The 24,995-nt window shown below is 62.0% G+C and carries 21 protein-coding genes; 8 read left to right on the top strand and 13 right to left on the bottom strand.

Going from position 1 to position 24,995, the window contains the following annotated elements; genetic code table 11:
• Positions 1 to 8: 8 nt before the first annotated feature.
• Complete coding sequence (locus BUA69_RS05125) at positions 9 to 2,483, bottom strand: membrane-bound PQQ-dependent dehydrogenase, glucose/quinate/shikimate family (RefSeq protein WP_046135779.1); 2,475 nt, start codon at positions 2,481 to 2,483, stop codon at positions 9 to 11.
• Positions 2,484 to 2,709: 226 nt separating this feature from the next.
• On the opposite strand from BUA69_RS05125, the gene trxC reads away from it, so the two are divergent.
• Complete coding sequence (gene trxC, locus BUA69_RS05120; protein ID WP_046135780.1) at positions 2,710 to 3,135, top strand: thioredoxin TrxC; 426 nt, start codon at positions 2,710 to 2,712, stop codon at positions 3,133 to 3,135.
• A 48-nt stretch (positions 3,136 to 3,183) separates the two neighbouring features.
• On the opposite strand, the gene BUA69_RS05115 is transcribed toward trxC, so the two are convergent.
• The 3 genes from BUA69_RS05115 to maiA all read right to left on the bottom strand — a co-directional run bounded on the left by BUA69_RS05115 (position 3,184) and on the right by maiA (position 8,566).
• Positions 3,184 to 5,883: a bifunctional acetate--CoA ligase family protein/GNAT family N-acetyltransferase gene (locus BUA69_RS05115; RefSeq protein WP_046135781.1), complete on the bottom strand. Its 2,700-nt coding sequence runs from the start codon at positions 5,881 to 5,883 to the stop codon at positions 3,184 to 3,186.
• Positions 5,880 to 7,742, bottom strand: a complete 1,863-nt coding sequence (locus BUA69_RS05110) for a heavy metal translocating P-type ATPase (RefSeq protein WP_046135782.1) — start codon at positions 7,740 to 7,742, stop codon at positions 5,880 to 5,882. Before BUA69_RS05110 ends, BUA69_RS05115 begins: the two co-directional genes overlap by 4 nt.
• Positions 7,743 to 7,936: 194 nt before the next feature.
• Entirely contained in the window at positions 7,937 to 8,566 is a 630-nt protein-coding gene (maiA, locus tag BUA69_RS05105) for a maleylacetoacetate isomerase (RefSeq protein ID WP_046135783.1), read from the bottom strand.
• A 461-nt stretch (positions 8,567 to 9,027) separates the two neighbouring features.
• Here maiA and BUA69_RS05100 point away from each other — a divergent pair, with 461 nt between their 5' ends.
• From BUA69_RS05100 to BUA69_RS05085, 4 genes are read left to right on the top strand one after another with little or no spacing between them, the layout of a single operon-like run.
• The gene (locus tag BUA69_RS05100; RefSeq protein WP_046135784.1) at positions 9,028 to 9,375 is read left to right on the top strand and encodes a hypothetical protein; all 348 of its coding nucleotides are present in this window, start codon (positions 9,028 to 9,030) and stop codon (positions 9,373 to 9,375) included.
• Positions 9,372 to 10,550 carry a glycoside hydrolase family protein gene (locus BUA69_RS05095; protein WP_052950613.1) on the top strand — a complete coding sequence of 393 codons (1,179 nt, stop codon included), beginning with the start codon at positions 9,372 to 9,374 and terminating at the stop codon, positions 10,548 to 10,550. Before BUA69_RS05100 ends, BUA69_RS05095 begins: the two co-directional genes overlap by 4 nt.
• Positions 10,547 to 11,326: an SDR family oxidoreductase gene (locus BUA69_RS05090; protein WP_046135786.1), complete on the top strand. Its 780-nt coding sequence runs from the start codon at positions 10,547 to 10,549 to the stop codon at positions 11,324 to 11,326. Before BUA69_RS05095 ends, BUA69_RS05090 begins: the two co-directional genes overlap by 4 nt.
• Positions 11,327 to 11,337: 11 nt before the next feature.
• On the top strand, positions 11,338 to 12,336 hold the full coding sequence (locus BUA69_RS05085) for a Gfo/Idh/MocA family protein (RefSeq protein ID WP_046135787.1): 999 nt from the start codon (positions 11,338 to 11,340) through the stop codon (positions 12,334 to 12,336).
• A gap of 191 nt (positions 12,337 to 12,527) precedes the next feature.
• On the opposite strand, the gene BUA69_RS05080 is transcribed toward BUA69_RS05085, so the two are convergent.
• The 5 genes from BUA69_RS05080 to BUA69_RS05060 form a co-directional block, all read right to left on the bottom strand.
• A complete protein-coding gene (locus BUA69_RS05080; RefSeq protein WP_046135788.1) occupies positions 12,528 to 13,733 on the bottom strand; it encodes an amidohydrolase/deacetylase family metallohydrolase in 1,206 nt (401 codons plus the stop codon).
• A gap of 85 nt (positions 13,734 to 13,818) precedes the next feature.
• Positions 13,819 to 14,898, bottom strand: coding sequence for a Gfo/Idh/MocA family protein (locus BUA69_RS05075; RefSeq protein WP_046135789.1), 1,080 nt, complete (start codon positions 14,896 to 14,898; stop codon positions 13,819 to 13,821).
• A 95-nt stretch (positions 14,899 to 14,993) separates the two neighbouring features.
• Positions 14,994 to 16,148 (bottom strand): ABC transporter substrate-binding protein, encoded by a 1,155-nt coding sequence (locus BUA69_RS05070; RefSeq protein WP_046135790.1) that lies wholly within the window; start codon positions 16,146 to 16,148, stop codon positions 14,994 to 14,996.
• Positions 16,149 to 16,223: 75 nt separating this feature from the next.
• The gene (locus tag BUA69_RS05065; RefSeq protein ID WP_046135791.1) at positions 16,224 to 17,069 is read right to left on the bottom strand and encodes an ABC transporter permease; all 846 of its coding nucleotides are present in this window, start codon (positions 17,067 to 17,069) and stop codon (positions 16,224 to 16,226) included.
• A gap of 9 nt (positions 17,070 to 17,078) precedes the next feature.
• On the bottom strand, positions 17,079 to 17,897 hold the full coding sequence (locus tag BUA69_RS05060) for an ABC transporter ATP-binding protein (protein ID WP_046135792.1): 819 nt from the start codon (positions 17,895 to 17,897) through the stop codon (positions 17,079 to 17,081).
• Positions 17,898 to 18,138: 241 nt separating this feature from the next.
• Between BUA69_RS05060 and BUA69_RS05055 the strand changes: the two genes are divergently transcribed.
• From BUA69_RS05055 to BUA69_RS05045, 3 genes are all read left to right on the top strand, one after another.
• The gene (locus tag BUA69_RS05055; protein WP_244468777.1) at positions 18,139 to 19,110 is read left to right on the top strand and encodes a MurR/RpiR family transcriptional regulator; all 972 of its coding nucleotides are present in this window, start codon (positions 18,139 to 18,141) and stop codon (positions 19,108 to 19,110) included.
• Between the two features lie 60 nt (positions 19,111 to 19,170).
• Positions 19,171 to 20,949 carry an NAD(P)/FAD-dependent oxidoreductase gene (locus tag BUA69_RS05050; RefSeq protein ID WP_046135793.1) on the top strand — a complete coding sequence of 593 codons (1,779 nt, stop codon included), beginning with the start codon at positions 19,171 to 19,173 and terminating at the stop codon, positions 20,947 to 20,949.
• Between the two features lie 173 nt (positions 20,950 to 21,122).
• Entirely contained in the window at positions 21,123 to 21,611 is a 489-nt protein-coding gene (locus tag BUA69_RS05045) for a GNAT family N-acetyltransferase (protein ID WP_201777466.1), read from the top strand.
• A gap of 27 nt (positions 21,612 to 21,638) precedes the next feature.
• On the opposite strand, the gene BUA69_RS05040 is transcribed toward BUA69_RS05045, so the two are convergent.
• Genes BUA69_RS05040 through BUA69_RS05025 form a run of 4 tightly spaced genes read right to left on the bottom strand, consistent with a single transcriptional unit; the run spans position 21,639 to position 24,990 of the window.
• Positions 21,639 to 22,736, bottom strand: coding sequence for a LacI family DNA-binding transcriptional regulator (locus BUA69_RS05040; protein WP_082093873.1), 1,098 nt, complete (start codon positions 22,734 to 22,736; stop codon positions 21,639 to 21,641).
• Positions 22,737 to 22,770: 34 nt separating this feature from the next.
• Complete coding sequence (locus tag BUA69_RS05035) at positions 22,771 to 23,784, bottom strand: succinylglutamate desuccinylase/aspartoacylase family protein (RefSeq protein ID WP_046135794.1); 1,014 nt, start codon at positions 23,782 to 23,784, stop codon at positions 22,771 to 22,773.
• Positions 23,785 to 23,842: 58 nt separating this feature from the next.
• Complete coding sequence (locus tag BUA69_RS05030; protein ID WP_046135795.1) at positions 23,843 to 24,187, bottom strand: RidA family protein; 345 nt, start codon at positions 24,185 to 24,187, stop codon at positions 23,843 to 23,845.
• A 23-nt stretch (positions 24,188 to 24,210) separates the two neighbouring features.
• On the bottom strand, positions 24,211 to 24,990 hold the full coding sequence (locus BUA69_RS05025; RefSeq protein WP_046135796.1) for a transporter substrate-binding domain-containing protein: 780 nt from the start codon (positions 24,988 to 24,990) through the stop codon (positions 24,211 to 24,213).
• Positions 24,991 to 24,995: the final 5 nt, after the last annotated feature.

Raw genomic sequence — 24,995 nt, 5'->3', positions numbered from 1 at the left:
GCCGTGCTCTAATTGGCCGGACTGCCGGGCAAGGCGTAGGCGATGAAATAGTCCCCGATGGGCGTCTCCATGAAGTCGTGCCCACCCGCATTGATCACCACGATCTGCTTGCCGCCCGCTTCATAGGTCATCGGCGTGGCCTGACCACCGGCTGGCAATTCCACCTGCCAGACCTCTTCGCCTGTCTCGATATCGACAGCGCGCAAGATGTCGTCGGTTGCGGCGGCAATGAAGAACAGACCGGACGCCGTCACCACGCCACCGCCATTGTTCGGCGTGCCGATATCGATGGGCAGCATGGTGGGGATGCCGAAGGGGCCATTCTTGCGCGCCGAGCCAAATGGGCGGTCCCAGAGCATTTCGCGGGTGTTGAGGTCGATGGCCGCGATCCCACCATAGGGCGGCTGCTTGCAGAGCAGGCCGGTAAAGGGCACGCGCCAGCCAGCATTGACGCGAATGCCATAGGGCGACTCCGCCTGCGGGCTCAGGCTGCCATGCGAGCCGCCACCTGCGTCTGGGTCGTAGTTCGGATCCGTGATCGGCAAAACACCGAGTGCATCGACTTCTTCACGGGGCACCAGCTGGTTGTAATTGGGCATATTATTGTAATTGGCAATCATCACGCCCTTCACCGGATCGATCGCGACCCCGCCCCAATCCACACCACCGTTATAGCCAGGATACTGGATCCAGGGCTGGTCAACGGTTGGCGGCGTATAGACGCCATCATAGGCAGCCTGCCGGAACTGAATGCGGCACCACAATTGGTCAAGCGGGGTGGCGCCCCACATGTCGGCCTCAGTCAGTGTCGGCTTCAACAGGTTGGGAAAATCGGTGACATAGGGCTGGGTGGGCGACAGACGCTCGGGTTCGACGCCGCCAGTCGGAGCGGGACGCTCCTCGATATTGACCAGCGGCTCGCCGGTTTCGCGATTGAGGATGTAGAACTGCGCCTGCTTGGAGGGCATGACGATGGCCGGCACCGGCCCTTCCGGCGTCGGGAAGTCCACGAGCGTCCCCTGCCCGCCAAGGTCGTAGTCCCAGATGTCGTAGTGAACGGTCTGGTATGACCAGGCCACCTCGCCGGTTTCAACGTCGAGCGCCACGATGGCGGTGGAATAGGTGTTCTCGGCATCGGAGCGATCGCCGCCCCAATAGTCGACGGCCGAATTGCCCATCGGCATATAGACGAGGCCCAGTTCGTCGTCGCCCGAGGCGATGGTCCACATATTTGGCGTGCCGGGCGTATAGACTTCGCCCTCAGGCGGCAGTCCAGTCTCACCTGGACGCCCCATGTCCCAGGCCCAGTCGAGGGCACCGGTTACCGCGTTGAAGCCGCGGATGACGCCAGACGGCGCTTCGCGCGTCTGTCCATCGCTGACCTGACTGCCAACGACCAGAACGTCCCGGACCAGCGTCGGTGGTGAGGTCGGCGCATAAAATCCGGGCGCAGTATCTCCGATACCTTCCAGCAGGTTGACCACGCCGCCATTACCGAAATCCGGGCAAAGCTGGCCGGTCTCCGTATCAAGCGCAATGATGCGCGCATCATGGGTCAGATTGACCACGCGAGTGGCGCACAAGGCGCCGGCCTCGGCCGTCGTGTCCTCAAAATAGACCAGTCCGCGGCACGATGCGTTATAGCCGATGGCATCCACCGGCGTCTGCGGATCATAGGTCCAGAATTCGGCGCCTGTCGCCGCGTCGAGTGCGCTGATCTTGTTCAGCGCCGAGCACAGATACAGTCGATCGCCGACCTTGACCGGGGTGTTCTGATTGCCGAACGGCTCACCATCCTCGGGCAGATCGCCAGTTCGGAACTCCCAGATCTGCTCGAGCTCACCGACATTATCCCGCGTGATCTGTGTCAGGGGGGAGTAGCGTGTTGCAGCATGCGTGCCACCATAGGCAGGCCAGTCGACACCAGTCTCAAGCGCAACATACTCAACGCTGGGTGTGGCTTCGGCCGGCTGAGCGGCCGTCGAATCCGGGGTCGGCACGATTGGAGCTTCAACTAAAGGCGCCGGGGCCTCCTGGGCAAAAAGACTGGTTTCGCGCACCGAAGTCAGGACCATGGCCGAGGCGCCGAGGGACAGCACCCCCACCATGGCGGCTGCCACTGCGCCACGCGGCATTCCCATCCGACCGCGCAAAGCTGGAATGGCCAGCAGCACCAGAACGAGAATGATCGTCGGAGCGAGCAACCGCGGCACCTGCGCCCAGCCATCCAGGCCAGACTCCCAAAGTGCCCACACCAATGTGCCGACAAAGGTCAGTAGATAAATCCACACCCCGACGATGGAGTGACGAAACAGAAAGTAGGCTGACAGCACGAGGCCGAGCCCCGCCAACGCGTAATACCACGACCCGCCGAGACTTATCAGCCAGACACCTCCTGCCAATATCGGCAGGCCAAACACCATCATTGTCAGCGCCAACAGCGCAACGGCCCAAAATCCAAATCCCCGGGTCGCTTCCCCCATGCGCTGGTCTCCTTGAACACTGCTTCATGGACGCAACGAAGAAAACCCACCCCGGTTCCGACATAATTTGACTGGCGCTGCTTTGCCGAAGAGCAAAGCGCGTTTCAGCGCCGATCTTGGATGTGACGCGGTCCCGGTCAAAACTCGCGCCATGGCTGGTAGATAGCCGCCGAAGGGCATAAACAGGTAGGCAGATTTGCGCCGTGATGGCGTGCGAGGTCGAGATTTGACACAGGTCGTCTGTTCTCATTGTGGAGCGATAAATCGCGTGCCTGCAGACCGCAGCCTTCTCGAGGGCAAGTGCGGCAAATGCGGGCGCCGGCTTTTCGAAGGCCAGCCGGTGGACGTACCGGCAGCGATCCTGGAAAAGCAGATCGCCAAATCGAGCATACCCGTTTTGGTGGATGTCTGGGCGCCATGGTGCGGCCCCTGCAAGATCATGGGTCCACATTTTGAAACCGCGGCGAAGCAGGCCGAACCCAAGCTGCGCTTCGTCAAGCTCAACTCCGACGACAACCAGGCGCTTTCGGCGCGACTTGGTATCCGCGGCATTCCAACCATGATCCTGTTTCGGGAGGGCAAGGAAATCGCCCGGGTTTCGGGAGCCATGACGAGCGCCGACATCCTCCGATGGGCGAGCCAGCACGGCTAGAATTCCGCGTCGCGCTGCCAAGGCTTATGCAGGCCGCGTTTGCCCAGATCAGCTTCGGGACGAGACATCGCTGGATAGCACCAGCCGGGCCTCGATGCGGGACAGATCGTCAGCATGGGTAGTCATCGTGAATCCCAGGCTGCGGCAAAGCGCCTGCATGCGCTGGTTTTCACCCATGAGAATACCCGTCAGTTCGGCAATACCACGCGATCTGGCATAGGCGATGAGATGCTTCAACAACCCCGTCCCCAAGCCCCTGCCCTTTAGGTCGCTCCGCACCAGAAGACCGAATTCGGCGTGCCTGCCATCCGGATCGGCGGCGTATCGCACGACACCCGCCAATTCTCCCGCAGGCCGCGTCAAGGCCACGAAAGCTATGTCACGGTCATAGTCCAGTTGTGTCAGGCGCATCAGCGCGTCCGGCGAGAGGCTGGTGGTCGGCATGAGAAAGCGCAGGCGGAGATCCTCTCGCGTAATGCCCTGGAGAAACCGGGGATAGAGTTCCGCATCCACTGGTCGTATGGCCCTTACGTCGAAACTTTGATCGTCCAAGACCAGAAGCCCGGCCCAATCAGCAGGATATGGCCGAATGGCCATTGCCGGGTTGGGCGGCGCGATTGGCTGTCGGCTGGGGTCAATTTCGATACGCGCATCGACTGCGATGACACCGTTGGCGTCGGCCAGAAGCGGGTTGATATCCAGGGCCACGATCTGCGGAAAGTCGATGAGCAGCTGTGAGACCGCCTTGAGCACCAGCACGATGGCGCCGCGATCTGCCGCTGGCCGGTTGCGATAACCAGCGAGCAGCGCGCCAATGCGCACGCGATCAATCATGTCATCGGCCAGCACATCGTCGACCGGCAGAAGTTCCATCGTGGTGTCGCGCACCACCTCGACCGCAACGCCGCCGGCGCCAAACATCAGGACCGGCCCGAACACCGGATCCGTTGTTACCCCGACCAGCAATTCCTCGGCCTGAGGCCGGACCACCATCTGCTCGACCCAGAACCCCTCCAGGGCCGAACCGTGACCGGATGACGTCAGCCGGTCCTGGACAGCCTGGGCAGCCCCTCGCGCGGCAGCCGCGCTTTCGAGGTTCAGCACCACGCCGCCGAGGTCTGACTTGTGGGTCAGCGAGCTGGACACCATCTTGACCGCAAGCTGGGCGCCGCCGGCGAGCAGCTCAGTTGCCGCCGCCGCGACAGCATCGACACTGGGCACAGTCACCCCGCGCGGCACGGCAATGCCATAGGCGGCGAGGATGCTCTTGGCTTCGGGTTCGGTCAGCATGCGCCGATCCCCGGCAGCCACCTTTTCCAGCACCGCAGAGGCCGCAGCCCGATCCACATGGATGGTTTCATGGGTGGACGGAACGCGCTGAAGCCGCGAGGTCAGGCGGCGCCAGCGCGTCAGGATGCTGACGGCGTCGGCAGCTTTGGCGGGGGTATCGATGCTTGCTATGCCAGCTTCATTGAGCAGCCGGCGCGCCTCTCCAGCCGCAAATTCCCCCAGCCAGGTGGCGAGGACGGGCTTGCCGGCGATCAGACCATTCTTGATGAGACCCGCCATGGCCTTGGCCGCTGCCGTTGGCGAGGCAAGTGCGGTCGGACAGTTCATCACCAAGAGAACGTCTACATTTGGATCGGCCGCAACCAGCCTTATCGCCTCCAGATAGCGGGCGGGCGGGGCGTCGCCGATGATGTCGACCGGATTGGCGCCCGACCAGTTGGGGGGCAGAACGCCATCGAGCGCGGCTATCGTCTGCGGATCAAGCTCGGCCAGCTCGCATCCGCGTTCCACGAGGTGGTCCACGGCCAGCACGCCGGCACCTCCACCATTGGTGACAATGGCGACCCGGCCCCGCTCAAGTGGCTTGAAGCGCGCAGTAATTTCCGCCGCCGCGAACAAATCCTCGAGGTCGTTGACCCGGATAATGCCGGCACGGCGCAAAGCTGCCTCGACCACCCCATCAGCCCCTGCAAGAGCGCCAGTGTGGGTCTGAGCCGCCTTGGCCGCCTGCGCGTGGCGTCCGGCCTTCAAGGCAATCACCGGCTTCAGGCGCACCACCGCGCGCGCCGCCGACATGAACTTGCGCGCATCGGGAATGGACTCGAGATACAGCAGGATGGCGGATGTGCCCGCATCTGTCGCCAGGGCGTTGAGGCAATCGCCCACATCGACATCGGCCATGTCGCCCAGCGACACGATCTGCGAAAAGCCGATCCCTTCTGACTCGGCCCAATCGACTATCGAAGAGACGATGGCGCCCGACTGAGACAACAATGCCAGGGAACCTGCCCGGGCCGGAATGTGGGTGAAGCTCGCATTGAGACCGACCCGTGGCGCCAACAGGCCGATCGTGTTGGGGCCGATGATCCGAATGCCATGGCGCCCCGCCGCCTCAAGCATGCGCTGGCGCAGTCCATCCTGCTTGCCAATGCCTGCGGTGATCACGACGACCGCCCTGCCCCCGGCCAGGCCGATTTGCTCGACCAGATCGGGCACCGTGCCGGCCGGCGTGGCGATGACACAGAGGTCCGGCACCTCGGGCAAATCGCTCACGCGCGCATAACAGGGGCGACCGGACAGTTGAGCGTATTTGGGATTGACCGGGAATACCGTCCCGGCAAAGCCACCGGAAACAATATTGGACAGAACCAGGGCCCCCAGCGAACCCGGCCGCTCCGACGCGCCGATAAGCGCTACCGATCGTGGGGCGAAGGCTCTGTCGAGGTGCCGGATGGTCATGTTGCTGAATCCGCAAGCGAACGAGGCTGGATGGCCAGAGCCCGCAAGGCGTTCAGAATGACGGCGACGTCAATCGCTTCCTGAAGAATCGCGCCCTGCACCGGCGTCAGGTAGCCCAGTGCCGCAGCGATCATTCCTGCCACCGACAGGCCAAGGCCCACGGCAACGCTCTGGAGTGCGATCCGGCGGGCGCCCTGCGCAATCTCGATTCCCGGCAGCAGGCGGTCAAGGTGATCCACCAGCAGGACGACATCGGCGGCCTCAGCGGAAGCAGCCGCGCCCCGCGCGCCCATCGCTACGCCTACATCCGCCGCTGCCAGCGCCGGCGCATCATTGACGCCGTCGCCCACCATCATCACGGGACCATGCCCTTCCCGCTCGGTCAGGATAAGCCGCACCTTCTGGTCCGGCGTCAGCTGCGAGTGCACGGCATCCAAGTCCAATCCTGCGGTGATGACTTCGGCCACCGCCCGCCGATCCCCGGTTGCCAGCATGATCCTGTCTATCCCAAGGCGCCGCAGCCCCGCCAGAAGCCGAGGCGTTCCCGACCGCAACGCATCGGCCATCACGATGTGCCCGGCCAGCTTTCCATCGATTGCCACAGCGACAAGCGCCGAACCTGCGCCAAGGATCTTGTCCTCGGGGGCTGCGGCACCGATCCGATCGGCGACGAAGCTCGCGCCGCCTGCGACCACATTGCGGCGGCCAACCGTACCCGCCAGACCTTCTCCGGCAATCTCGACGACCTGTGCGGGAATCTGCAGGACCGCGCCACGTTCGCGCGCCGATGCCACGATGGCGCGCGCCATCGGATGTTTGGACGCCTGTTCGAGCGAGGCAGCAAAGAACAGGAGCTGCTCCTGGCTCAGGCCATCATGGGCCTCGATAGAAACGATCTGCGGACGTCCGTCTGTCAGTGTCCCGGTCTTGTCCAGCACCAGTGTCCGGATGCCGGCAAGGTTCTCAAGCGGCCGCGCGCCCTTGATCAATACACCGAACCGCGCGGCCCGCGACAGGCCGGCAACCAGCGCCACCGGGACCGCCAGGATCAACGGACAGGGGGTGGCCACCACGAGCACGGCGACGGCGCGAATGGGATCACCCGTAAGCCACCAGGCAGAGGTGGCCAGAACCACGGTAATCAGCAGGAACAGCAGGGAATAGCGATCGGCAAGCCGCGCCATGGGCGCTTTTGACCTCTGCGCCGCCTCGACCAACCGCACGATCCCGGCATAGGTGCTTTCCGAGGCACTTCGCGTGACCCGCAGATCGAACGCCTCTCCCGAATTTGTCGAGCCGCTCATCACATCCTGGCCGCGGTCCAGCAGTACCGGCATCGACTCCCCGGTCAGCGCCGATTGATCAAGGACGGCTCGATCGCTTTCGACCGTGCCGTCCACCGGGGCCACGTCGCCCTGACGGATCAGCAGCAGGTCATCTGGCTCGATATCATCGAGCGGCACCTCATCGAGCTTGCCATTGCGGTGCCGGGTGGCGGTCCGCGGCACGCGCGAAAGAAGCTGGCTCATCTCCCGGCGGGCTCGCCCCTGAGCAAAGCTCTCCAGGAAGGTCCCGCCGGAATACATGAGGGCGACGACCGCAGCCGCCAGCGTCTCTCCAAATACCAAAGCTGCCGACATCGAAAGGGCAGCTACGATATCAAGACCAAATTCCCCCCTGGCGAGACCTCGAACGATCTCGACCACGAGGGCGACGAGGACCGGAATGACACCGGCGCACCAGGCGGCTGTGGCAAGCGTGTCGTGACCGGCCCACATTAGCCCCAGGCCTGCCATCAGCCCGACCAGCGCCACGAACAACAGGACGGTATTCAGGCGGTTTTGCAGCAATAGGGGCATTGAGCGTTTAATCCCTGGTTGATCGTGACATCAGGCTGGCAGAGCTCACTCACCTTACCTTAGCGCCACAGATCGTCATTGTGCTGACCGGAGTTACCAACACCGCAATAATAGGGTCGAAGCGATGACGCCTGCGCCACCAGGGCACGGAAGTGGTAGCAGATTGGGTTCTCGGGCTTTGGAGGGAATTTGACCTAATGCTGCATGGGGAATGCCGCCAGAACCGCCGGATGCGCCTCGGCGGCACGCAGGACGGCCGCGATGCGGGGCAGGTCATCGAAGACGACGCCCCAACGGCGGGCATTGTAGATCTGCGGCACGAGGCAGATATCGGCCAGTCCCAGCTGCGCACCGGTGCAGAACGGGCGTCGCTCGAAGCCGCCCAGGAGCACCTCGAAAGCTTCGAGCCCCGGACGGATGAAGTGCACCATCCAGTCCGCCTTGACGCGGTCGCCGGGCACCAGCGCGTTGACATGGGCGACGACGTTCAGATTGCAGACCGGATGAATATCGACGGCAATGGCCTGAGCCAGGGCCCGCGCCTTGGCGCGCCTGGCCGGATCCTCCGGCAACAGTCCGAGCCTGCGTGTCTCATCGAGATATTCGATGATGGCCAGCGACTGGGTGAAACGGTGCCCATCGATATCGAGCACCGAGACGAGACCCTGCGGATTGCGGTGCCGATGTGCCTCGGACTTGTGTGAACCGGCGAGGAGATCGACCGGTACCGTGTCATAATCGACGCCAGCCAGATGCAGCGCGATGCGCACCCGATAACTTGCCGAACTACGCCAATAGTCAAACAGCGCCGGTTTATCGCTCATAATATCCTGCCAGTCCGATTACCGATTTCAGCCGCTCAACAACTTCATGCATCGTGGGATAATGCGCGGCTGTGCAGCACCGACTCCAGCGGTACTGGCCGCAGGCGTGCAATCACCTGCTCGATCATCTGACATCCCCCTCTTCGCAGACCGGGATATGAGTTGAAAACGTAACTAACAAGCCCTCGGGTCTACGCAGTGGACGAGGAAATGCGAGACACTCAGCCCGCATACCAATGTGAAATAAATTTACAAACCAATTGATCGATGGCCAGTAGCGTGCGGTGTCCTGCACCAACGGGCAACGCAAGTGGCGCGCCAACGAATGTCAAAGGCATAAGTTTCCTGTTTTTTCGACGTGTTCATTTGTTTCTTGCTCAGGCAGCAAATCTGTAACATGATTTCAGAAGCGTTCGCCCCAGCCGCGAACTGATGCACTCATCGCTGTTACGGAGGTCGCCTTGTCTGCCTTTGTGTTCGACCATGTGGGGATAACCACGACAGAGCCCCAGCCCCATGAGGACTGGGTGGAGCAAAGCCGGATCTGGGTCACCAATCCCAAGCTGCATCCGGAGCATATCGAGTTCCTGCGCTATGCGCCCGACAGCCCAGTGCCGGCCGCCATACGCGACAATCCCCATGTCGCCTATCGGGTTGAAGACCTGGAGCCGCATCTGGCCGAGCCAGGTGTCGAAATCCTGATCCCGCCATTCGTCGTCGGCGACTTTCTCGAGGTGGTGTTCGTACGCAAGCACGGCGCGATCTTTGAGTACATGCGCTATCTCAAGGATGGGTGGTTCGGCAATTGAGCTACAAGGCCATCTACACCTATGCCTGGGACCTGGCCGAGGCCGGGATTGACCGCGCCATCGATGAATTCCGCGGCCTGGGCCTAGACACCGTTACCATTGCCGGCAGCTACCATGCAGGCAAGTTCCTGCGACCGCACGGGAAGACGGGCAAGGTCTATTTTCCCGAGGATGGCACCATCTACTTCAATGCCGATCCGACGCGGTACGGCGCGATCAAGCCAGTGGCGAATACCGCACTGGGGCATGGCGATGTCCTGCGCGAACTGACCGAGGCGGGTAGTATGCAGGTCAATGTCTGGTTGGTCCTGCTGCACAATACCCACCTTGGAATGGCCCACCCGGAAGCGGTAGTGCGCAATGCGTTCGGCGACCCGTATTACTACAACCTTTGCCCTTCGGCGCCAGCGGCGCGCGCCTATGCCACTGGCCTGGCCAAGGACGTAACCGAAAGCTATCCGGTGGCCGGCATTTCGATGGAAGCGCCAGGGTTCACGCCCTATGCCCATGGCTACCATCACGAGTTCGCCCTGCTCCGCACCAATGCCTGGCTCGAAAACCTGCTGGGACTGTGTTTTTGCGACCATTGCGTGGCTGGCGCTGCACGGGCCGGGATTGACGCTGCCCGCCTCAAGGCCCAGGTCGCCACAGATATTGCCAGCTATCTCGACAGCGATCTCGACTTTCCGCCCGATATGGCCGAGGCATTCTGGCGCGCCGATATCACCGCCAATGGCGATCTTCGCCGCTATCTCGACTTCCGCAATGACGTCGTCACAACCCTTGTCGCCGAGATACGTGCCGCGGTTCGATCCGACGCTATTGTGGCCGTTATCCCCTCGGTGGCGCGGCCGACCGCGGGCGCCTGGTACGAAGGCAGCGATCTCAAGGCGCTGGCCGATACGTGCGGTATTGTCGAAGCGTGCTTCTACGAACCCAGTGCCGAGCGGGTTGCTGCGGACCTGTTCGACATCCAGCGTCGATTGCGTGGCAGCGGCAGGCTAAGGGCAATCCTGCGGCCGTCCTTTCCAGACCTCGCGACCAAGGGGGAATTCCTCGATTCCATCGCGCGGCTGCGGGCGGGCGGTATCGATGAGTTTGCATTCTACAATTGGGGGCATCTGCGGCGGAGCAATCTCGCCTGGATTGGTGAAGCATTGGGAGCCCGAGCATGAGCGGCGGCTGGGCCGGCAAGACCATTGCCATTACCGGCGCAGCGGGCGGTATCGGCCAGGGCCTGTGTCGATTTTTTGGCGCTCAGGGCGCAACCCTGGCGGCTCTGGACAGGAGCGCGGCCGTGCTCGAACTTGCCTCCGCGCTGCAGCGCGAGGGCATAACGGTGCGGGCGGCGGTGGCTGACATCACCGACCCCGCCGAGGTCGCTGCAGCATTTGCCAGCTTCGGCGCCGTTCACGTGCTCATCAACAATGCCGGTCTCTCGCGTCATCCAACGCTCCACGGGACCGACCCGCATGGCTGGGAAGAAGACATCAGCGCCAACCTCAATGGCGCCTACAATTGCGCCCATGCGGTGCTTCCGCAGATGGTCGAACGTCGGGGCGGAACGATCGTCAATGTCGGTTCGGTCAATGGCCTGCACGCCCTGGGCGACCCTGCCTATAGCGCCGCCAAGGCGGGCATGATCGCGATGACCAAGGCGATGGCCATGGAGTATGGCCGCTACAATATCCGCACCAATATCGTGCTGCCGGGCACGGTGCGCACGCCGCTCTGGGATGCACGCAAGGCCAAGGATCCCGATGTCCTCCGGACGCTGGAACGCTGGTATCCGCTCGGCCGCATTGTCGAACCGGATGAAGTGGCTCGGGTTATCGCCTTTCTCGCCTCAGACGCGGCCAGCGCCATTACCGGAGCGGCCATTCCGGTCGATTGCGGGCTGACTGCCGGCAATATCGTCATGGCGCGGGAATTGACGCTGGAAAATTTCTAAGGGGGGAGACTATGGACAAGCTGCGTATCGGCGTGATCGGCCTCGGCTGGTTTGGGGAAATCCACTGCGAGACAATTATCGGCCTGCCCAATCTGGAGCTGGCCGCCCTGTGTACCCGGACCGAGGATCGTTTGGCCGCGCTGGGAGACAGGTTCGGCGTTGCCAAGCGCTACCAGGATTACAATGATATGCTGGCGGATCCCGACATTGATGCCGTATCGATCTGCACCATGTGGGACCAGCATACGGAGCCGGCAATTGCAGCGCTGAAGGCAGGCAAGCACGTCTTCCTGGAAAAGCCCATAGCGTCCACGGTGGAGGACGCACACAAGATCGTTGCCGCTTCAAAGGAAGCCAAGGGCATCCTGTTCATTGGCCATATCGTGCGCTTCAACCCGCGCTATCGGGCCGCCAAGCAGGCTGTTGACGCTGGCCGCATCGGCAAGATTGTCGCCATGAGTTCGCGCCGCAATATTCCCGCCGCCTGGACGCCGACCATCCTCAACAAGATCGGCCCGATCGTTGGCGATGCCATCCACGACACCGACATCATGCTGTGGCTGACTGGCGACAAAATCGTCTCGGCCTATGCCCAGACGGCGGATGTTCGGGGGCTCAAGCATCCCGATATCGGCCAGACCATGTATCGCTTTGCCGGCGGCGCGACCGCGACCCTGGAAACGGTGTGGTGCATGCCCGAAAAGACGCCCTTCGATATCGACGAGCGCATGTCGATCATCGGAACCGAAGGGATTATCCATATCCAGGACACCTTCCCTAACCTCGGAATTGTCGACGCTGACCGACTGCACTCTCCCGACATCACCTACTGGCCGATGTTCGAAGGCAGCCGCGGAGGCGCACTGCGCGAGGAGTTTGCCTATTTCACCAATTGCGCCATCAGCGGGCAAAGGCCGACCATCGGCGTGCCCGAGGATGCGGCTGCCGCTCTGGAAGCGACGCTGGCGGCCGAGCAATCGGCGCGCACCGGCGACGTCGTTCGGTTCTAGGGACGAGGGCATCGCCGTTTCCGGACTTGCACCCAATCACAATTCGTCACCATCGGGCCCGACCCGAGGGTGACGATTGAGGCTGAGGAAGCGGGTGCTTCAGTGAGTGCTGTTGAAGGCCCACGCCCCCGGCCACTCCCCCGAAAAAGACAAGGCGGACCGTTGCCCTGCGGACAGAACGCCAGAAATGGCTAATGGTGATGGTGGCCGCCCAGGATGAACGGTTCTTCAAATGGCCGCCGGGCAATCTCCATGGACGTGCCTGCGACATACACCATTTCGGGCTGCAGCAGCATGGTGCCCTGGCGTTGCGTTCCCACCACGTCCTCGAAGACGTAATTGCTCTCCATCTGGCGCAGCACGGTGATGTCGGCAATTGCGCCGACGCCCAGATGGCCCAGGTCCGGCCGCCGGATGGCAAGGGCGGGCCGATTGCTCGACATTGCGATGACCTGCTGCAGCGACAGGCCGCAATTGAGTAGTTTGCTCATGGTGTGCAGCAGATCAAAGCCTGGCCCCTCCACCGCGATCACATGGACATCGCTGGAAATCAGGTCAGGCGGGAAATCCTCGGCCAGCGCGGCTTCGGCCGAGGCATAGCCGAACGCCCCCATGCCATGGGCGATGTCGAACAGGACGCCCCGCTCGCGCGCAGCTCGAATTTCAGGAAGAATCCGGCCCTGGGCGTCCAGCGCCGAATTGGGATCGGGACGGTAGCAATGGGTGAGAATATCGCCGGGCCGCAACATTGAAACCACATCGGCATAGCTGGGTGGCGGCCCGCCAATATGGGTCATCAACGGCAGCCCGACAGCATTGGCCGCTTCCAATGCCAGCTCCAGCGCGCCCAGGCCGAGCTCGCCAGTGACGGGGCCGCCAATACGCACCTTCACCCCGATAATGCGATCACGATTGGCTTCGATCTTGGCGACGCACCGATCGACCGGCAGCATTTCGCGCAGGGTTGCCTCTCCAATCGAGACGCCTTTATCGAAGCCAAAAATGCCCGGGAACGACACGTTGAGAAAGGCCAGGATCCGGTATGGCGAATGCGCCATCACATAGTCCCTGAAGCCGTCATAATTGCCCGCTCCGGCGCTGCCGGCATCAATCAGCGTCGTCACGGCAGAGCGCCTTGCGATCATCCCAGGGTCGACGCTGAGCGAGGTCGCCTTATGGTAGACGTGGGTATGGATATCGATCAAACCCGGCGCAACGATAGTGCCCGCCAGGTTCTCCACCCGCGCGCCGCCCAGTGGCAGGTCGCGTCCGATGGCCGCGATCCTGCCGCCGCTGATAGCGACGTCGAACACCCCGTCGACACCATTTCGCTCGTCCATTACATGGCCGCCGCGAAGCAAGACATCGAAGCTGCTGGCCGTCCCGGGTTCAGTCATCGCCGTTCTCCATGGGCGTCGTCCAACAGGCGATCGGCGAGACGCCGTTCGCTTGCATGGACTAATGGATGCGTGAGACGGGGCGTCAGGTCAGCTCGACCACGCGCCCCTCATTGATGCTCTGCTCTGCTGCCAGCACGATGCGCAGGCTGTTGACCGCCGCGTCCATCTGCTCGGTCAGGTCGATATCCTCGATGATGGACTTGAGGAAAAACGCCTGCTCGCGGTCACACAATTCCTGGTGACCCGGCTCGTCGGTCATGGTGAATATCTCGTCCTTGCGGACGAAGGTCTTGTCCCCGGGGTTCACTTCGGCGTGGTGATACTGGATCGCGTCGGTCTTGGTATGCTGGTCGATATCGGAAGAGTCCGAGACGCCATCCTTGTGCGCTTTGGGATTGGGCACGATCGACACGGCGCCCTTGGGACCAATCACGTCCTTCACGAAATAGGCGACTTCGCTCATCATCGGGCCCCAGCCGGCTTCGTACCAGCCCACCGAACCATCGTCGAACGTGACATGCAGGTGCCCGTAATTCGGTTTGTCCGCTTCCGCCCAGAGCTTGGCGCCGATGCCGTGCACGCGGACCGGCTTGGCGCCCGTCAACTGGCACATCACGTCGACATAATGCACGCCGCAGTCGACGATCGGGATCAGCGAGTCGATGAGGTTCTTGTGCCAGTCATAGCTGGGGCCGCCACTCTGCTGGTTGAGGTTGAGCCGCATGACCAGCGGCTTGCCCAGGGTCTGCCCCAGCTCGATGAACTTCATCCAGCTTGGATGCACGCGCAGGATGTAGCCTAGAACCAGCTTGCGGTTTTTCTCGCGCGCCAGCTTCACCACCGCCTCTGCGTCGGCAATGTTGGTCGCCAGCGGTTTTTCCATGAACACATGGGCCCCGGCATTGATCGCCTTGATGGCATATCCAGCGTGGCTGTTGGGCCATGAATTGATCGAGACGGCGTCCGGTCTGGTTTCCGCTAACGCGACATCATAGTCCTCGAACAGCGGATAGCCGGCAAGTTCGTCCGGGATTTTCTTGTCCTTGATGGACCGGCTCATCAAGCCGACGATCTCGAAACCCGGACTGCGGTGATAGGCACTGGCATGGGAGGCCCCCATATTGCCCAGACCGACCACGAGAACCCTGACTTTGTCCGGCATTGCGCCCTCCCCTTGCACCAGCCACTTCGGGCTGCTCATCAGCTGTTAGAAAGGAGCCTGGGCGGCACGAATGCCCGCCCAGCCTCATACGGTGATCAGCGAACCGCCTGATCGTAGAGACCGGCTTTGATGGCTTCCACATCCAGCGCCGCAAACGGCTCGCTCAGGACATAGGCATCGGCATCGGCCTTGACTTTGGCCGCGTCAAAATCATTGGCGGCCGCGACCAGTTCATTGGTGGCGATGTCCTCCGCCTTGAACGCCTTGGTCACCTGGCCCAGCTCATAAATGCTGTCGAAAAAGGTTTGCCACTTGGCCATATCGTGGTCGCCCCAACCAGCGCGCTTGTCCATGTCGCCCCGGTTGACAGCCAGTTGCTGCAGGATCGACACGGTGCCGATCTGAGGCCCCAGATTATTGGCGAGCGTGGGGAACTGCTCGAACACCGCTTCGACCGCGGCGCGCGGATTGTGGTAGGCGAATTCCATGCCCATGGCCCAGCCACGCAGGTACTTTCCGAGGAATTCTTTCTTGTCGGCATCGTCGAGATCGGCGGCGCGCACCACGAAGGTATTGGCAAACAGAGGCGAGTGCTTCACGCCCAGCCAGTATTCGAAGTCCAGCCCGTTCGCGATCCATTCGGCGCGCAGGCCTTCCCAGCTCAAGGCAGCATCGCCCTGCCCGGCCTGCAGCGCTGTAGCCCAGGTTGGCCAGCCGGCTTCGACATAATTGACCTTGGAAACGTCAACGCCCTGCACTGCCAGCATTGGATCGACGATTGACTGCCAGGCGGCGGAACCGAGCAGGATGGTCTTGCCTTCGAGGGTCTTGAGATCGTTGGTGCCCTCGCCTTTGCGGAAGGCCAGGCTGAAAGTATCGAGTGCCCCCATATGGAACACCGACTTCAGATCCATGCCGTTTTCGAGAGCGAACGAGAACACCCCCGGCGACGGATATCCCATGTCGGCCTGGCCTACATCGACGAACTTGACCACCGCCGTGCCGTCCGAGGGACCGGGCTGGGTGTCAAAAGCAAGGTCGCCGAAATAGCCCATCTTCTTGCCTACCCAGAGGCCGTAGTCGTCGAGCACCTCCAGCGAGCCTCGCGGCGAAATCCAGGTGAAATTGCCATAAGGCGCGCCATAAGCCCGGCTGATGCCGCCCAGCGTCGTGGCGCTGACGAGCCCGGCGGCGGAAACCTGCAGGAAAGTCCGGCGGCGCATGCCGGCGGCGCGTGTCGTGTCAGTCATAGCAGTCCCCTTGCTTGTTTAAGTGTCCCTGTAGTCTTCGATCTCCCGCCAAATTCCCCTTCGGGCGGTGTCTCGTCAGGCCTCCCAACTGGCAAACTTCTTTCCGAGCAGAAAGAAGAGAATGTAGATGAGAATGCCCAGCATCGAGAGGATCAGCACCACGGCAAAGAATTGTGGCATCTGGATCATCGAGGAATAAGAGGTAAGCCGATTGCCCAGCCCGAAGCCGCCGCCAACCATTTCGGCGCCGACTGCGGTCAACAGGCCAAAGATCGATCCGACCATCAGGCCAACGAAGATCATCGGCAGTGCCATTGGCGCGCGGATCTTCCAGAAGATCTGCAGGGTCGAGGCGCCGTAGGAGCGCGCCAGCGCGATCTTGCCGCGATCAACCCGCCGAAATCCGGTTGCGGCATTGATCATCACCATCGGGCCAACGGCCAGCGCCACTGCGATGATGCGCGGCGTATAGCCAAAGCCGAAGCGCAGGATCAGCAGCGGCACCAACGCCAGCATGGGCGTGGTTACCAGCAGCAGGATGTAGGGAGTGATGATCTTTTCCGCGAAGGGAAACTGGGTAATCACCGCGGCGAGCACGAGCCCGACCAGCGCCCCGATGGCAAAGCCGGAAAACAACTCGACCAGGGTGTGCCCCAGATGGGGCAGGATGAACCAGAAATCAGTCACAAGTGCCGTCGCGATCTCGCTCGGCTTGGGCATCACGTATTGCGGCACAGCAAACAGATTGAGCAGCAGTTCCAGCCCGCCGATGACGATCACCGCCACAATGGCGATAATGGCGACGTCGCGTACCGACTGGATGCCTGGCCCCGCTGCCAGCGCCGACATATTGGCAACACCAGCGCCACCACCGCCTGCGTCGGATTTGGAGAATTCGGGTATGGCGTCGGCGCTATCCATTTCGCTCTCCTAGCTGGCGGCCTTGGCAACGAGGCGCGGCCTGCTGGCCATGCTCTTCTGGTCACCAACGATTTCCTGCTTGATGACATTGGTGAGGTCGAAGACCTCCTTGGTCGCCATGATCTCCATGGACCGTGGCCGCGCAAACGGCACCACATGCTCACTGGCAATCCGACCCGGCCGCGCACTCATCACGATAACCCGATCCGCCAGGAAGATGGCTTCCTCGATGGAATGGGTGATCAGCACGATGGTCGTATGGGTATCGAGATAAATCTCCTCGACGAGGTGGTTCATTTCCTCGCGCGTAAACGCATCCAGCGCGCCGAAAGGCTCATCCATCAACAGCACCGATGGCTTGAACGACAGCGCGCGCACCAGCGCCACGCGTTGCTGCATGCCGCCCGAAAGCTCGCGCGGCATGCGCTGCTCGAACCCTTCCAGCCCGACCCGATGCATTAGCTGGGCGATCCAGGCCTTGTCGGGCGCCTGCCCCATGATCTCGAAGGGAAAATTGATATTGGCTTCAACCGTGCGCCAGGGCAGCAGGTTGGCATCCTGGAACACCATGCCGATATCCCGGCTGGGCTTGGTGATCTTTTGGCCGTCGAGTTCAACATCGCCCGAACTCAGACCGTGCAGACCCGACATCGACCAAAGCAAGGTGGTCTTGCCACTCCCGGATGGCCCCACGATGGAAACGATCTCACCGGTTCGTATGTCGAGGTCGCATCGGTCAAGCGCCAGCAGGTCGCCGGAGGCGGTCGGATAGACCTTCGTGGCCTGCCGCACCCTGAGTTTCACCTCGCCCGACTTATGCTCGACCATCGTGCCCCACACGTTGTTCTGCGCCGTATCAGTGGATCAAAGTCCACCCAGATGGCAGTCTGTAACTAACTTACCTCATCAGTCAAGCCGACTTCATAAAACTTTCACCGACCGCCCTAGTTGCTGATTTATAAGGCATAGCGCCCTTGCAACTTTTGTAAGTTTCTTACATCCTGCTTGGAAGAACGCGACCGGCAGGCCGCGCGGATGGGCCTCCCGGGTGAGGCATCGGGGGTCCAGCATGGCAGTCATCGCGCCCGGACAGGCACCGCACGGCAGGGGCGGGATCAAGCGCACCGGCACCGGGCACCCGGATCGCATCACCGCCCATATGCCGATCCCCGACATTCTTTCACAGATCAAGGACAACTATGCCGAACTGCGACCAGCCGAGCGGCGCGTCGCTGACGTGGTACTCGCCGATGTGGCGTTCTGCGTCGATGCCTCCAACGCCGAGATCGCCCGCCGGGCAAGCGTCAGTCAACCAACGGTTACGCGTTTCTGCCACGCGATAGGCTGCGATGGCGTGCGCGACTTCAAGGTAATACTGGCCCAGAGCGTTGTCGTCGGGCGGATGTACCTGACAGCCACGCAGCCGCCCGAGCCGACAGAGAATGGCTCCCCTCTATGGAACACCGTGTTTTCCGAGGCGCGCAACGCCCTCAACGCCGTCGAACGCCAGGTGGATCCAGCCGAGATCGTTCGTGCTGCCGAACTGGTTGCCCATGCCCACCAGGTGGCGGTATTCGGCCTGGGAGGCAGTTCGTCCGCGTTGGCGCAGGAGACGCAGATCCGCTTGTTCCGCTACGGCGTGATGGTGTCGGCCCATTCCGACCCCTACATCATGCGTATGATCGCCTCGACGCTCCGGCCTGACGACGTGGTGATCGCCATTTCTGCGACAGGACGTTCTCGCGAGGTGATCGAGGCCGTGGCCCTGGCGCGGCACTATCGGGCCAAGACCATCTGCATTACTGCGCCGGGCAGCGAACTCTCGCAGCTCAGCGATGTGCGCCTGACCGTGGCAATTCCCGAATTTCCCGACACCATGAAGCCCACGGCATCGCGCTTCGCTTTCCTGGCTATCATCGATCTTGTTTCAGTCACCACCGGCTACCGGCTTGGCGCCTCGGCGCTCGAGACACTGCGCCGCGTCAAATACAATGTCCTGTCGCACCGCAAGGGAACCGAGCTCGAACCGCTTGGAGACTGATGGTGCGCGGATCGTCAATTTCGGCCGCGCCTTTCGCCGGCCCCTGTTTGAGGGACGACCATGCACGACACAGCCTTGGCAGTTGACGCCACACTCTGGCTCAACAGTTTCTCCCAAGCCCTGGAGCGCCGGGATATCCCCGGTGCGCTGACCCTGTTCGCCCAGGATTGCTACTGGCGCGACATGGTCGCCTTCACCTGGAATGTCAAAACCACCGAAGGCAAGCCGGACATCGCGGCAATGCTGACAGCGACGCTGGAGCACACAGCGCCGTGCAAATGGCAACTCGGGCAAGTATCGGGCTCACGCAGCGGCACTATCGAAGCGTGGTTCACCTTCCAGACCAGCGCCGGTCACGGCGAGGGCATTTTTCGCATCGAAAATGGCGTCTGCGTCAGCATTCTGACGACGCTGCAATCGCTGCATGGACATGCCGAGCCGCTTGGCGCCGCCCGTCCGAAGGGCGTTCGGCACGGCGCTGATCGCAATCGCGAAACCTGGTCCGAACAAAGGTCACGCCAAGAGGCAGCGTTCGACAATGGCGAGGATCCCTATTGCCTGATCATTGGCGGTGGCCAGGGCGGCATCATGCTGGGCGCCCGCCTCAAGCAATTGGGGGTCCCCACCATCATCGTCGAAAAGAACCCAAAGGCCGGCGATTCCTGGCGCAACCGCTACCGCTCGCTCGTGCTGCACGACCCGGTCTGGTACGATCACCTGCCCTATATTCCGTTTCCCGAGCATTGGCCGGTGTTCACCCCCAAGGACAAGATGGGCGACTGGCTCGAAATGTACGTCAAGGTGATGGAGCTGACCTATTGGGGCGGCACGGAGTGCATCAGCGCCAGTTTCGACGAGGCCGAGAAGCGCTGGATCGTGCATCTGCAGCGCGACGGCAAGGCGATAACGCTGCGGCCGACCCAACTCGTCTTCGCCACCGGCGCCTATGGCCCGCCCAAATTCATCGAACTCCCCGGCGCCGATCAGTTCGCAGGCGAAATCCTCCATTCCAGCCGCTATCGCGACGGCGCCGACTATGCCGGCAAAAATTGCATCGTCATCGGCGCGGCCAGTTCCGGCCATGACGTGGCAGTCGACCTTTGGGAGGCTGGCGCTGAAGTGACCATGGTGCAACGTTCGCCCACCACCGTGGTGCGTTCCCAGACGCAGCTGGACCTGGCCTTCGATATCTACTCCCAGGTTGCAACCGAGAATGGCATCGATGTCGACAGGGCGGACATGATCGCGGCCGCAACGCCCTTCGGCCTGCAGCCGCCGGTGCAGCGGGAACTGACCGAGCGGATCAAGGCGAGGGACGCCGACTTCTACGAGAAACTCGCGGCGACCGGTTTCCAGCTCGACTTTGGCGAGGATGAAACCGGCCTGATGATGAAGGCCTATCGCACCGGATCGGGCTATTATGTCGATGTCGGCGCATCCCAGTTGATCATCGATGGAGCGATCAAGGTCAAATCGGGCATTGCCATCGACAGCCTGACCCGAACCGGCATGCGCTTTGCCGATGGCACGATTGTGCCTGCCGACGTCATCATCCAGTCGACCGGCTTTCAGTCCATGCATGAAGTCGTTGCCGGGATTGTCGACCGCGCCACGGCCGATGCCATCGGCCCATGCTGGGGCCTTGGCTCAGGCACGCGCAACGATCCGGGGCCCTGGCAAGGTGAACTGCGCAACATGTACAAGCCGACGGCGCAGGAAGCACTCTGGTTCCAGGGCGGCAACCTGGCTCTCTCGCGCTTCTTCTCCAAATTCCTTGCCCTGCAGATCAAGGCCCGGATGGAAGGGATCAGCACCCCGGTCTATCAAACGCCGTTTTGAAGGGCCCGGCGCTCCGTTTGCAGAAACAGGCCTGTCGGCGCGAACCAGGCCTTGCGCATAAAGAAGTCTTGTGGAGTAAACGTGTGAAGGCCCATTGATGGGAACAGACTTGCTTTAACGCGGATGACACCGGGCAGGTTTCTTGTACACTTGGCCTGCCGGGTGAGTGTGAGGTGCGTTTTGGCGGAGTGGTGCGAGTTTTGAGATCGGTTTCTGGTCTACCCAGCTTGGATTTGCGTTTTCGCCATGCAAATCCCGATGACTTTGTCGCCCTTTGCCTGCTGGATACGTTTGCTGCCGAGCACCCGAAGCGTCGCGAGGCAATCGCTATCTGGATCAACGAAGGCGCCTGCATCATCGCCGAAGTGAACGGGGAAGCAACAGGTTACGCTGTGCTGACAAAGCACTTCTTCGGAGCATTCTTCATTGAAATGCTGATGGTTGGCAATCGTTTCCGGGGTCGCGGCTTTGGCTTGGCGCTGCTTCGGCATCTGCAAGCGCAATGCGCGGGATCAAAGCTGTTCAGCTCGACAAATATGTCCAACCGCACGATGCAGAATCTTCTGCTCAAGGCAGGCTTCAAGCCGAGTGGCTACATCGACAATCTCGATGTGAATGATCCCGAACTGGTGTTCTTCTATCCCGCCTATCCCGATCCCTGATCGGCGGGGACCGTCGAGCTCGATGAACTAGCGCCCCGCCTGGATGTCGGCGACGCCACGCGCGGTGCTCTGACGGCAGGTCAGGTGAATGTCGAGACATTCCGAGACCGCGCCCGCGGCGTTCCCGTTGAGCCGATCAAGGATGAGTTCGCCGGCCCGGCGCCCGATAAGCTCGCTATCAACCGAGATCGTCGACAAGTTGGGTGAAAGATCGCCCGAGACATCATTGTCGCCAAAGCTGAGAATACCCAGCTCATCGGGAATCTGCCGGCCAGCCCGGCGGGCTTCCGTCAACATGCCAACCCCCAGCAGGTCATTGGCACAAAACACCGCCTCGACGTCGGGGGACTGCTGCATCAGCGTCCGGTAAGCCGTGCGGCCATCATCGACCCCGTCGACCCAGTCGATCAGCACCGGCTCGGCCACCTGCAGTCCCAGTTCGGCCGCCCGCTGGCGAAAGCCAGCCAGCCGCAGCGCTCCACGGCCGCCAGAACGGCCGACGAAGGCCAGGCGCCGATACCCCTGCCCGGCCAGATGGCTCGCCGCCAGACGCCCGGCATCGGTATTGGAAAAACCCACAAGCATATCGAGCGGATCGGGTGGATTTGCCCAGCTCTCCACGATTGGGATGTTGAGATCGCGCAGCATCTGCCGATTGTCCTCAAGCTCGATCACACCTGTAAAGAAAACAGCCGCCGGCCGCAGCGCCCGCAGCGACTGAATGGCAGTCAGTTCGCGCGAGTAGGAATACGCCGTCTGCCCGACCATGACCTGATAGCCATGGCCTTCGAGCACATGGGTGCAGGCCCGCACCGCCAGGCCAAACTGATGGCTGAGAAAATTGGAGACAAAGGCCGCCACGATCGAGGAGCGCCCCGACCGCAATGCGGAGGCATGGGGGTTCGACCAATAGCCGGTCTCTTCGACCACCTTGAGGATGAGATCGCGGGTCTTGGGCGACACCAGTTCCGGCTTGCGCAGCGCCCGCGACACGGTAATGGCCGAGACCCCTGCCCGCGCCGCGACCTCTTCGATACGCACGGGCTTGGCGCGCCCCGCCAACGGGGTCGGCGAAGCGAGGCGCAGGACGTTGTCATGGGAGTGTGCGGTCAGATCGGATCTCACTTGGCTCACTCCCCAATGACCTCAGTTCATAATTCTATTCGCCAGCGACCAGGAGACCGACCTGCATCAGGCAATCACCCGGCTGGCTGTCGCAATGCAGGCGCCGCGACAGAACGATTCCGGACTTGCCGAAATGTAGCGGCTCCTCGGGCAGGTCCAGACGATCAAAGTCATGGTACCAACCAGCGATATCACCGGCTTCGACGGCATCTCCCAGCGCAACGGCTGGCTCGAACCACCCCCGTCTTACCGCATAGATCGCTTGTGCGTGGCTTTCAAGCTTCAAGAGGGTCATCTCTTTGGCCGGCAAAGGTTTTCTTGCCAGAACAGGCTTTTGGATAATGCCCATTTCCAGCAACACATTGTCGATGGCCTGGGCCGTAATCGCCATCGAGTCACGGGTGGCAGTGCCCCCGCCCCCAAACTCGCCGCTCAGCCCAATAGCACCGGCCCGCGCCGCGCCAGCCATCGAAGTCGGCGCCTGGGAGCCGTTCTCGGCGATGAAGCCATAGGGCAGCCCCATGGCCTTCATCAAACGCAGGGCTTCGGCAAACTGCTCCGGCGGCCCCTGCCGCTCGATCAGCGCGCAATGCAGGTGCTCCATCGAGGTGCCGCCCGAATGCAGGTCGAAGACCACATCGTGATGGGGGAACAATTCATGCTCGAGGAAATAGGCAATCCGCTGTGTCGGCGTGCCGCCGAGATCACCCGGAAACGCACGATTGAGGTTACCCTCGTCCAGCGGTGAGCGGCGACGCGCCGCCATCACCGCCGGTGCATTGGCAAAGGGAATGATGGTGACCGAACCGTGCACCGCGGTCGGATCAAGCTCGCGCACCAGGCGCGACAGGCAGATTTCGCCCTCATATTCGTCGCCGTGATTGCCCGCAATCAGCAGGATCGACGGACCGTCGCCATTGCGAATGCGGCAGACTGGCACCTTCGCCTGGAAATAGGGCGAGCGATCAACGGAGAACGGGATCGAAAGATAGCTGATCGACTTGCCTTCGGCGGCCAGATCGAGCTCATGAAAAATGCCGGTGTGCATGGTGTCTCTTCTTGTAGAACCAGTGCGGGCGGCGATCGCTCGCCGCCCGCTGAGAGATTTAGATAGCCGCGATGGCAGTCATTTCGACCCGCAGGTCAGGATCGGCAAGGCGCGCCTCAAAGCAGGCACGCGCCGGCGGATTGGCCGGGTCGATCCAGGCATCGTAAACGCGGTTCATCGCATCGAAGTCGATGATGTGCGGCAGCAGCACGGTGACTGCGAGCAGCTTGGACTTGTCCGTGCCCGCCTCGGCGAGCAGGGCATCGATCTTGGCCAGAACTTCGCGGGTCTGCTGTTCGAGCGAGGACTTGCGGTTATCGGCCACCTGGCCGGCAACATGCACGACGCCGCCGTGAGAAACAGCCTGGCTCATGCGCGAGCCGACCTGAAAACGCTTGATCATGGATTGGTCCTAACCTTGTTCAATCACATGCTCGGCAGTGGCGAGGCCTCGCCGAAATACTCGACCTGGAGAGCGTCGAGCTTGCCGTTCATGCGGTTGAAGAACAGGTCGGTGTTCAGCCACTGCAGCAGGTTGTGCTCGCCCTGGTTGACGGCAGCGTGGGCTGGCGACTGGCGAATGCGGAACTTCAACTCATGGCCGGCGGCGCCTTCGGCGTTCTTGGCGATAACGCTGTTCTCGGCGAAATACTCGGTCTGGCCGGCGCCGAATGCCGCAAGCGCGGAGGCCGCATCCTCAAAGCGCACGATATTGGCTTCAGTCGCATTGTCGGTCAGCCAAACGTCCAGCGTGCTGCCGCGCGCGACAGCGATGGCCTTTCCGGCCATGTCGGCAGTGGTTTCAAAGCCGTCCGAAGCGGCACCGCCATAGACGCCGAGATCGGTGGCGACGTAGGGCGAGGTGAACATCACCTGCTGAGCGCGTTCCGGGGTAGCACCGGCGGCGGCAATCAGAACGTCGATCTGGTCGGAGAGCAGGCTGGGCAGGCGCGCCGCACCGGTCACCTCAACGATCTGCAGGTCAACGCCGAGATCGGCGGCAACCAACTTGGCCAAGCCGACATCGAAGCCGACGAGTTCGCCGGCGCCATCGCGGAAACCCCAGGGTGCCGAGTCAGCCAGCACGCCGATGCGAATGGTGCCGTTGTTCAGGATGTCCTGCAGCTTGTCGGCAAAGGCGCTGGTCGGGGCAAACGCCGCGACACTCAAGGCAGTGACGGCAATTGCAGTCTTCAAGAAATGCATAGTCT

The organism is Devosia limi DSM 17137 (assembly GCF_900128975.1).
Taxonomy (GTDB): Bacteria; Pseudomonadota; Alphaproteobacteria; order Rhizobiales; family Devosiaceae; genus Devosia; species Devosia limi.
The sequence above is the reverse complement of the archived record's forward strand: the minus strand, read 5'-3'. Positions and strand labels throughout refer to the sequence as shown.

Bases quoted from the DNA above. Each gene is read 5' to 3' on its own strand.
- BUA69_RS05125 (WP_046135779.1), bottom strand. From the start codon at position 2,483: ATGGGGGAAGCGACCCGGGGATTTGGATTTTGGGCCGTTGCGCTGTTG.
- BUA69_RS05115 (WP_046135781.1), bottom strand. From the start codon at position 5,883: ATGACCATCCGGCACCTCGACAGAGCCTTCGCCCCACGATCGGTAGCG.
- BUA69_RS05110 (WP_046135782.1), bottom strand. From the start codon at position 7,742: ATGCCCCTATTGCTGCAAAACCGCCTGAATACCGTCCTGTTGTTCGTG.
- maiA (WP_046135783.1), bottom strand. From the start codon at position 8,566: ATGAGCGATAAACCGGCGCTGTTTGACTATTGGCGTAGTTCGGCAAGT.
- BUA69_RS05090 (WP_046135786.1), top strand. From the start codon at position 10,547: ATGAGCGGCGGCTGGGCCGGCAAGACCATTGCCATTACCGGCGCAGCG.
- BUA69_RS05085 (WP_046135787.1), top strand. From the start codon at position 11,338: ATGGACAAGCTGCGTATCGGCGTGATCGGCCTCGGCTGGTTTGGGGAA.
- BUA69_RS05080 (WP_046135788.1), bottom strand. From the start codon at position 13,733: ATGACTGAACCCGGGACGGCCAGCAGCTTCGATGTCTTGCTTCGCGGC.
- BUA69_RS05075 (WP_046135789.1), bottom strand. From the start codon at position 14,898: ATGCCGGACAAAGTCAGGGTTCTCGTGGTCGGTCTGGGCAATATGGGG.
- BUA69_RS05070 (WP_046135790.1), bottom strand. From the start codon at position 16,148: ATGACTGACACGACACGCGCCGCCGGCATGCGCCGCCGGACTTTCCTG.
- BUA69_RS05065 (WP_046135791.1), bottom strand. From the start codon at position 17,069: ATGGATAGCGCCGACGCCATACCCGAATTCTCCAAATCCGACGCAGGC.
- BUA69_RS05060 (WP_046135792.1), bottom strand. From the start codon at position 17,897: ATGGTCGAGCATAAGTCGGGCGAGGTGAAACTCAGGGTGCGGCAGGCC.
- BUA69_RS05055 (WP_244468777.1), top strand. From the start codon at position 18,139: ATGGCAGTCATCGCGCCCGGACAGGCACCGCACGGCAGGGGCGGGATC.
- BUA69_RS05050 (WP_046135793.1), top strand. From the start codon at position 19,171: ATGCACGACACAGCCTTGGCAGTTGACGCCACACTCTGGCTCAACAGT.
- BUA69_RS05035 (WP_046135794.1), bottom strand. From the start codon at position 23,784: ATGCACACCGGCATTTTTCATGAGCTCGATCTGGCCGCCGAAGGCAAG.
- BUA69_RS05030 (WP_046135795.1), bottom strand. From the start codon at position 24,187: ATGATCAAGCGTTTTCAGGTCGGCTCGCGCATGAGCCAGGCTGTTTCT.
- BUA69_RS05025 (WP_046135796.1), bottom strand. From the start codon at position 24,990: ATGCATTTCTTGAAGACTGCAATTGCCGTCACTGCCTTGAGTGTCGCG.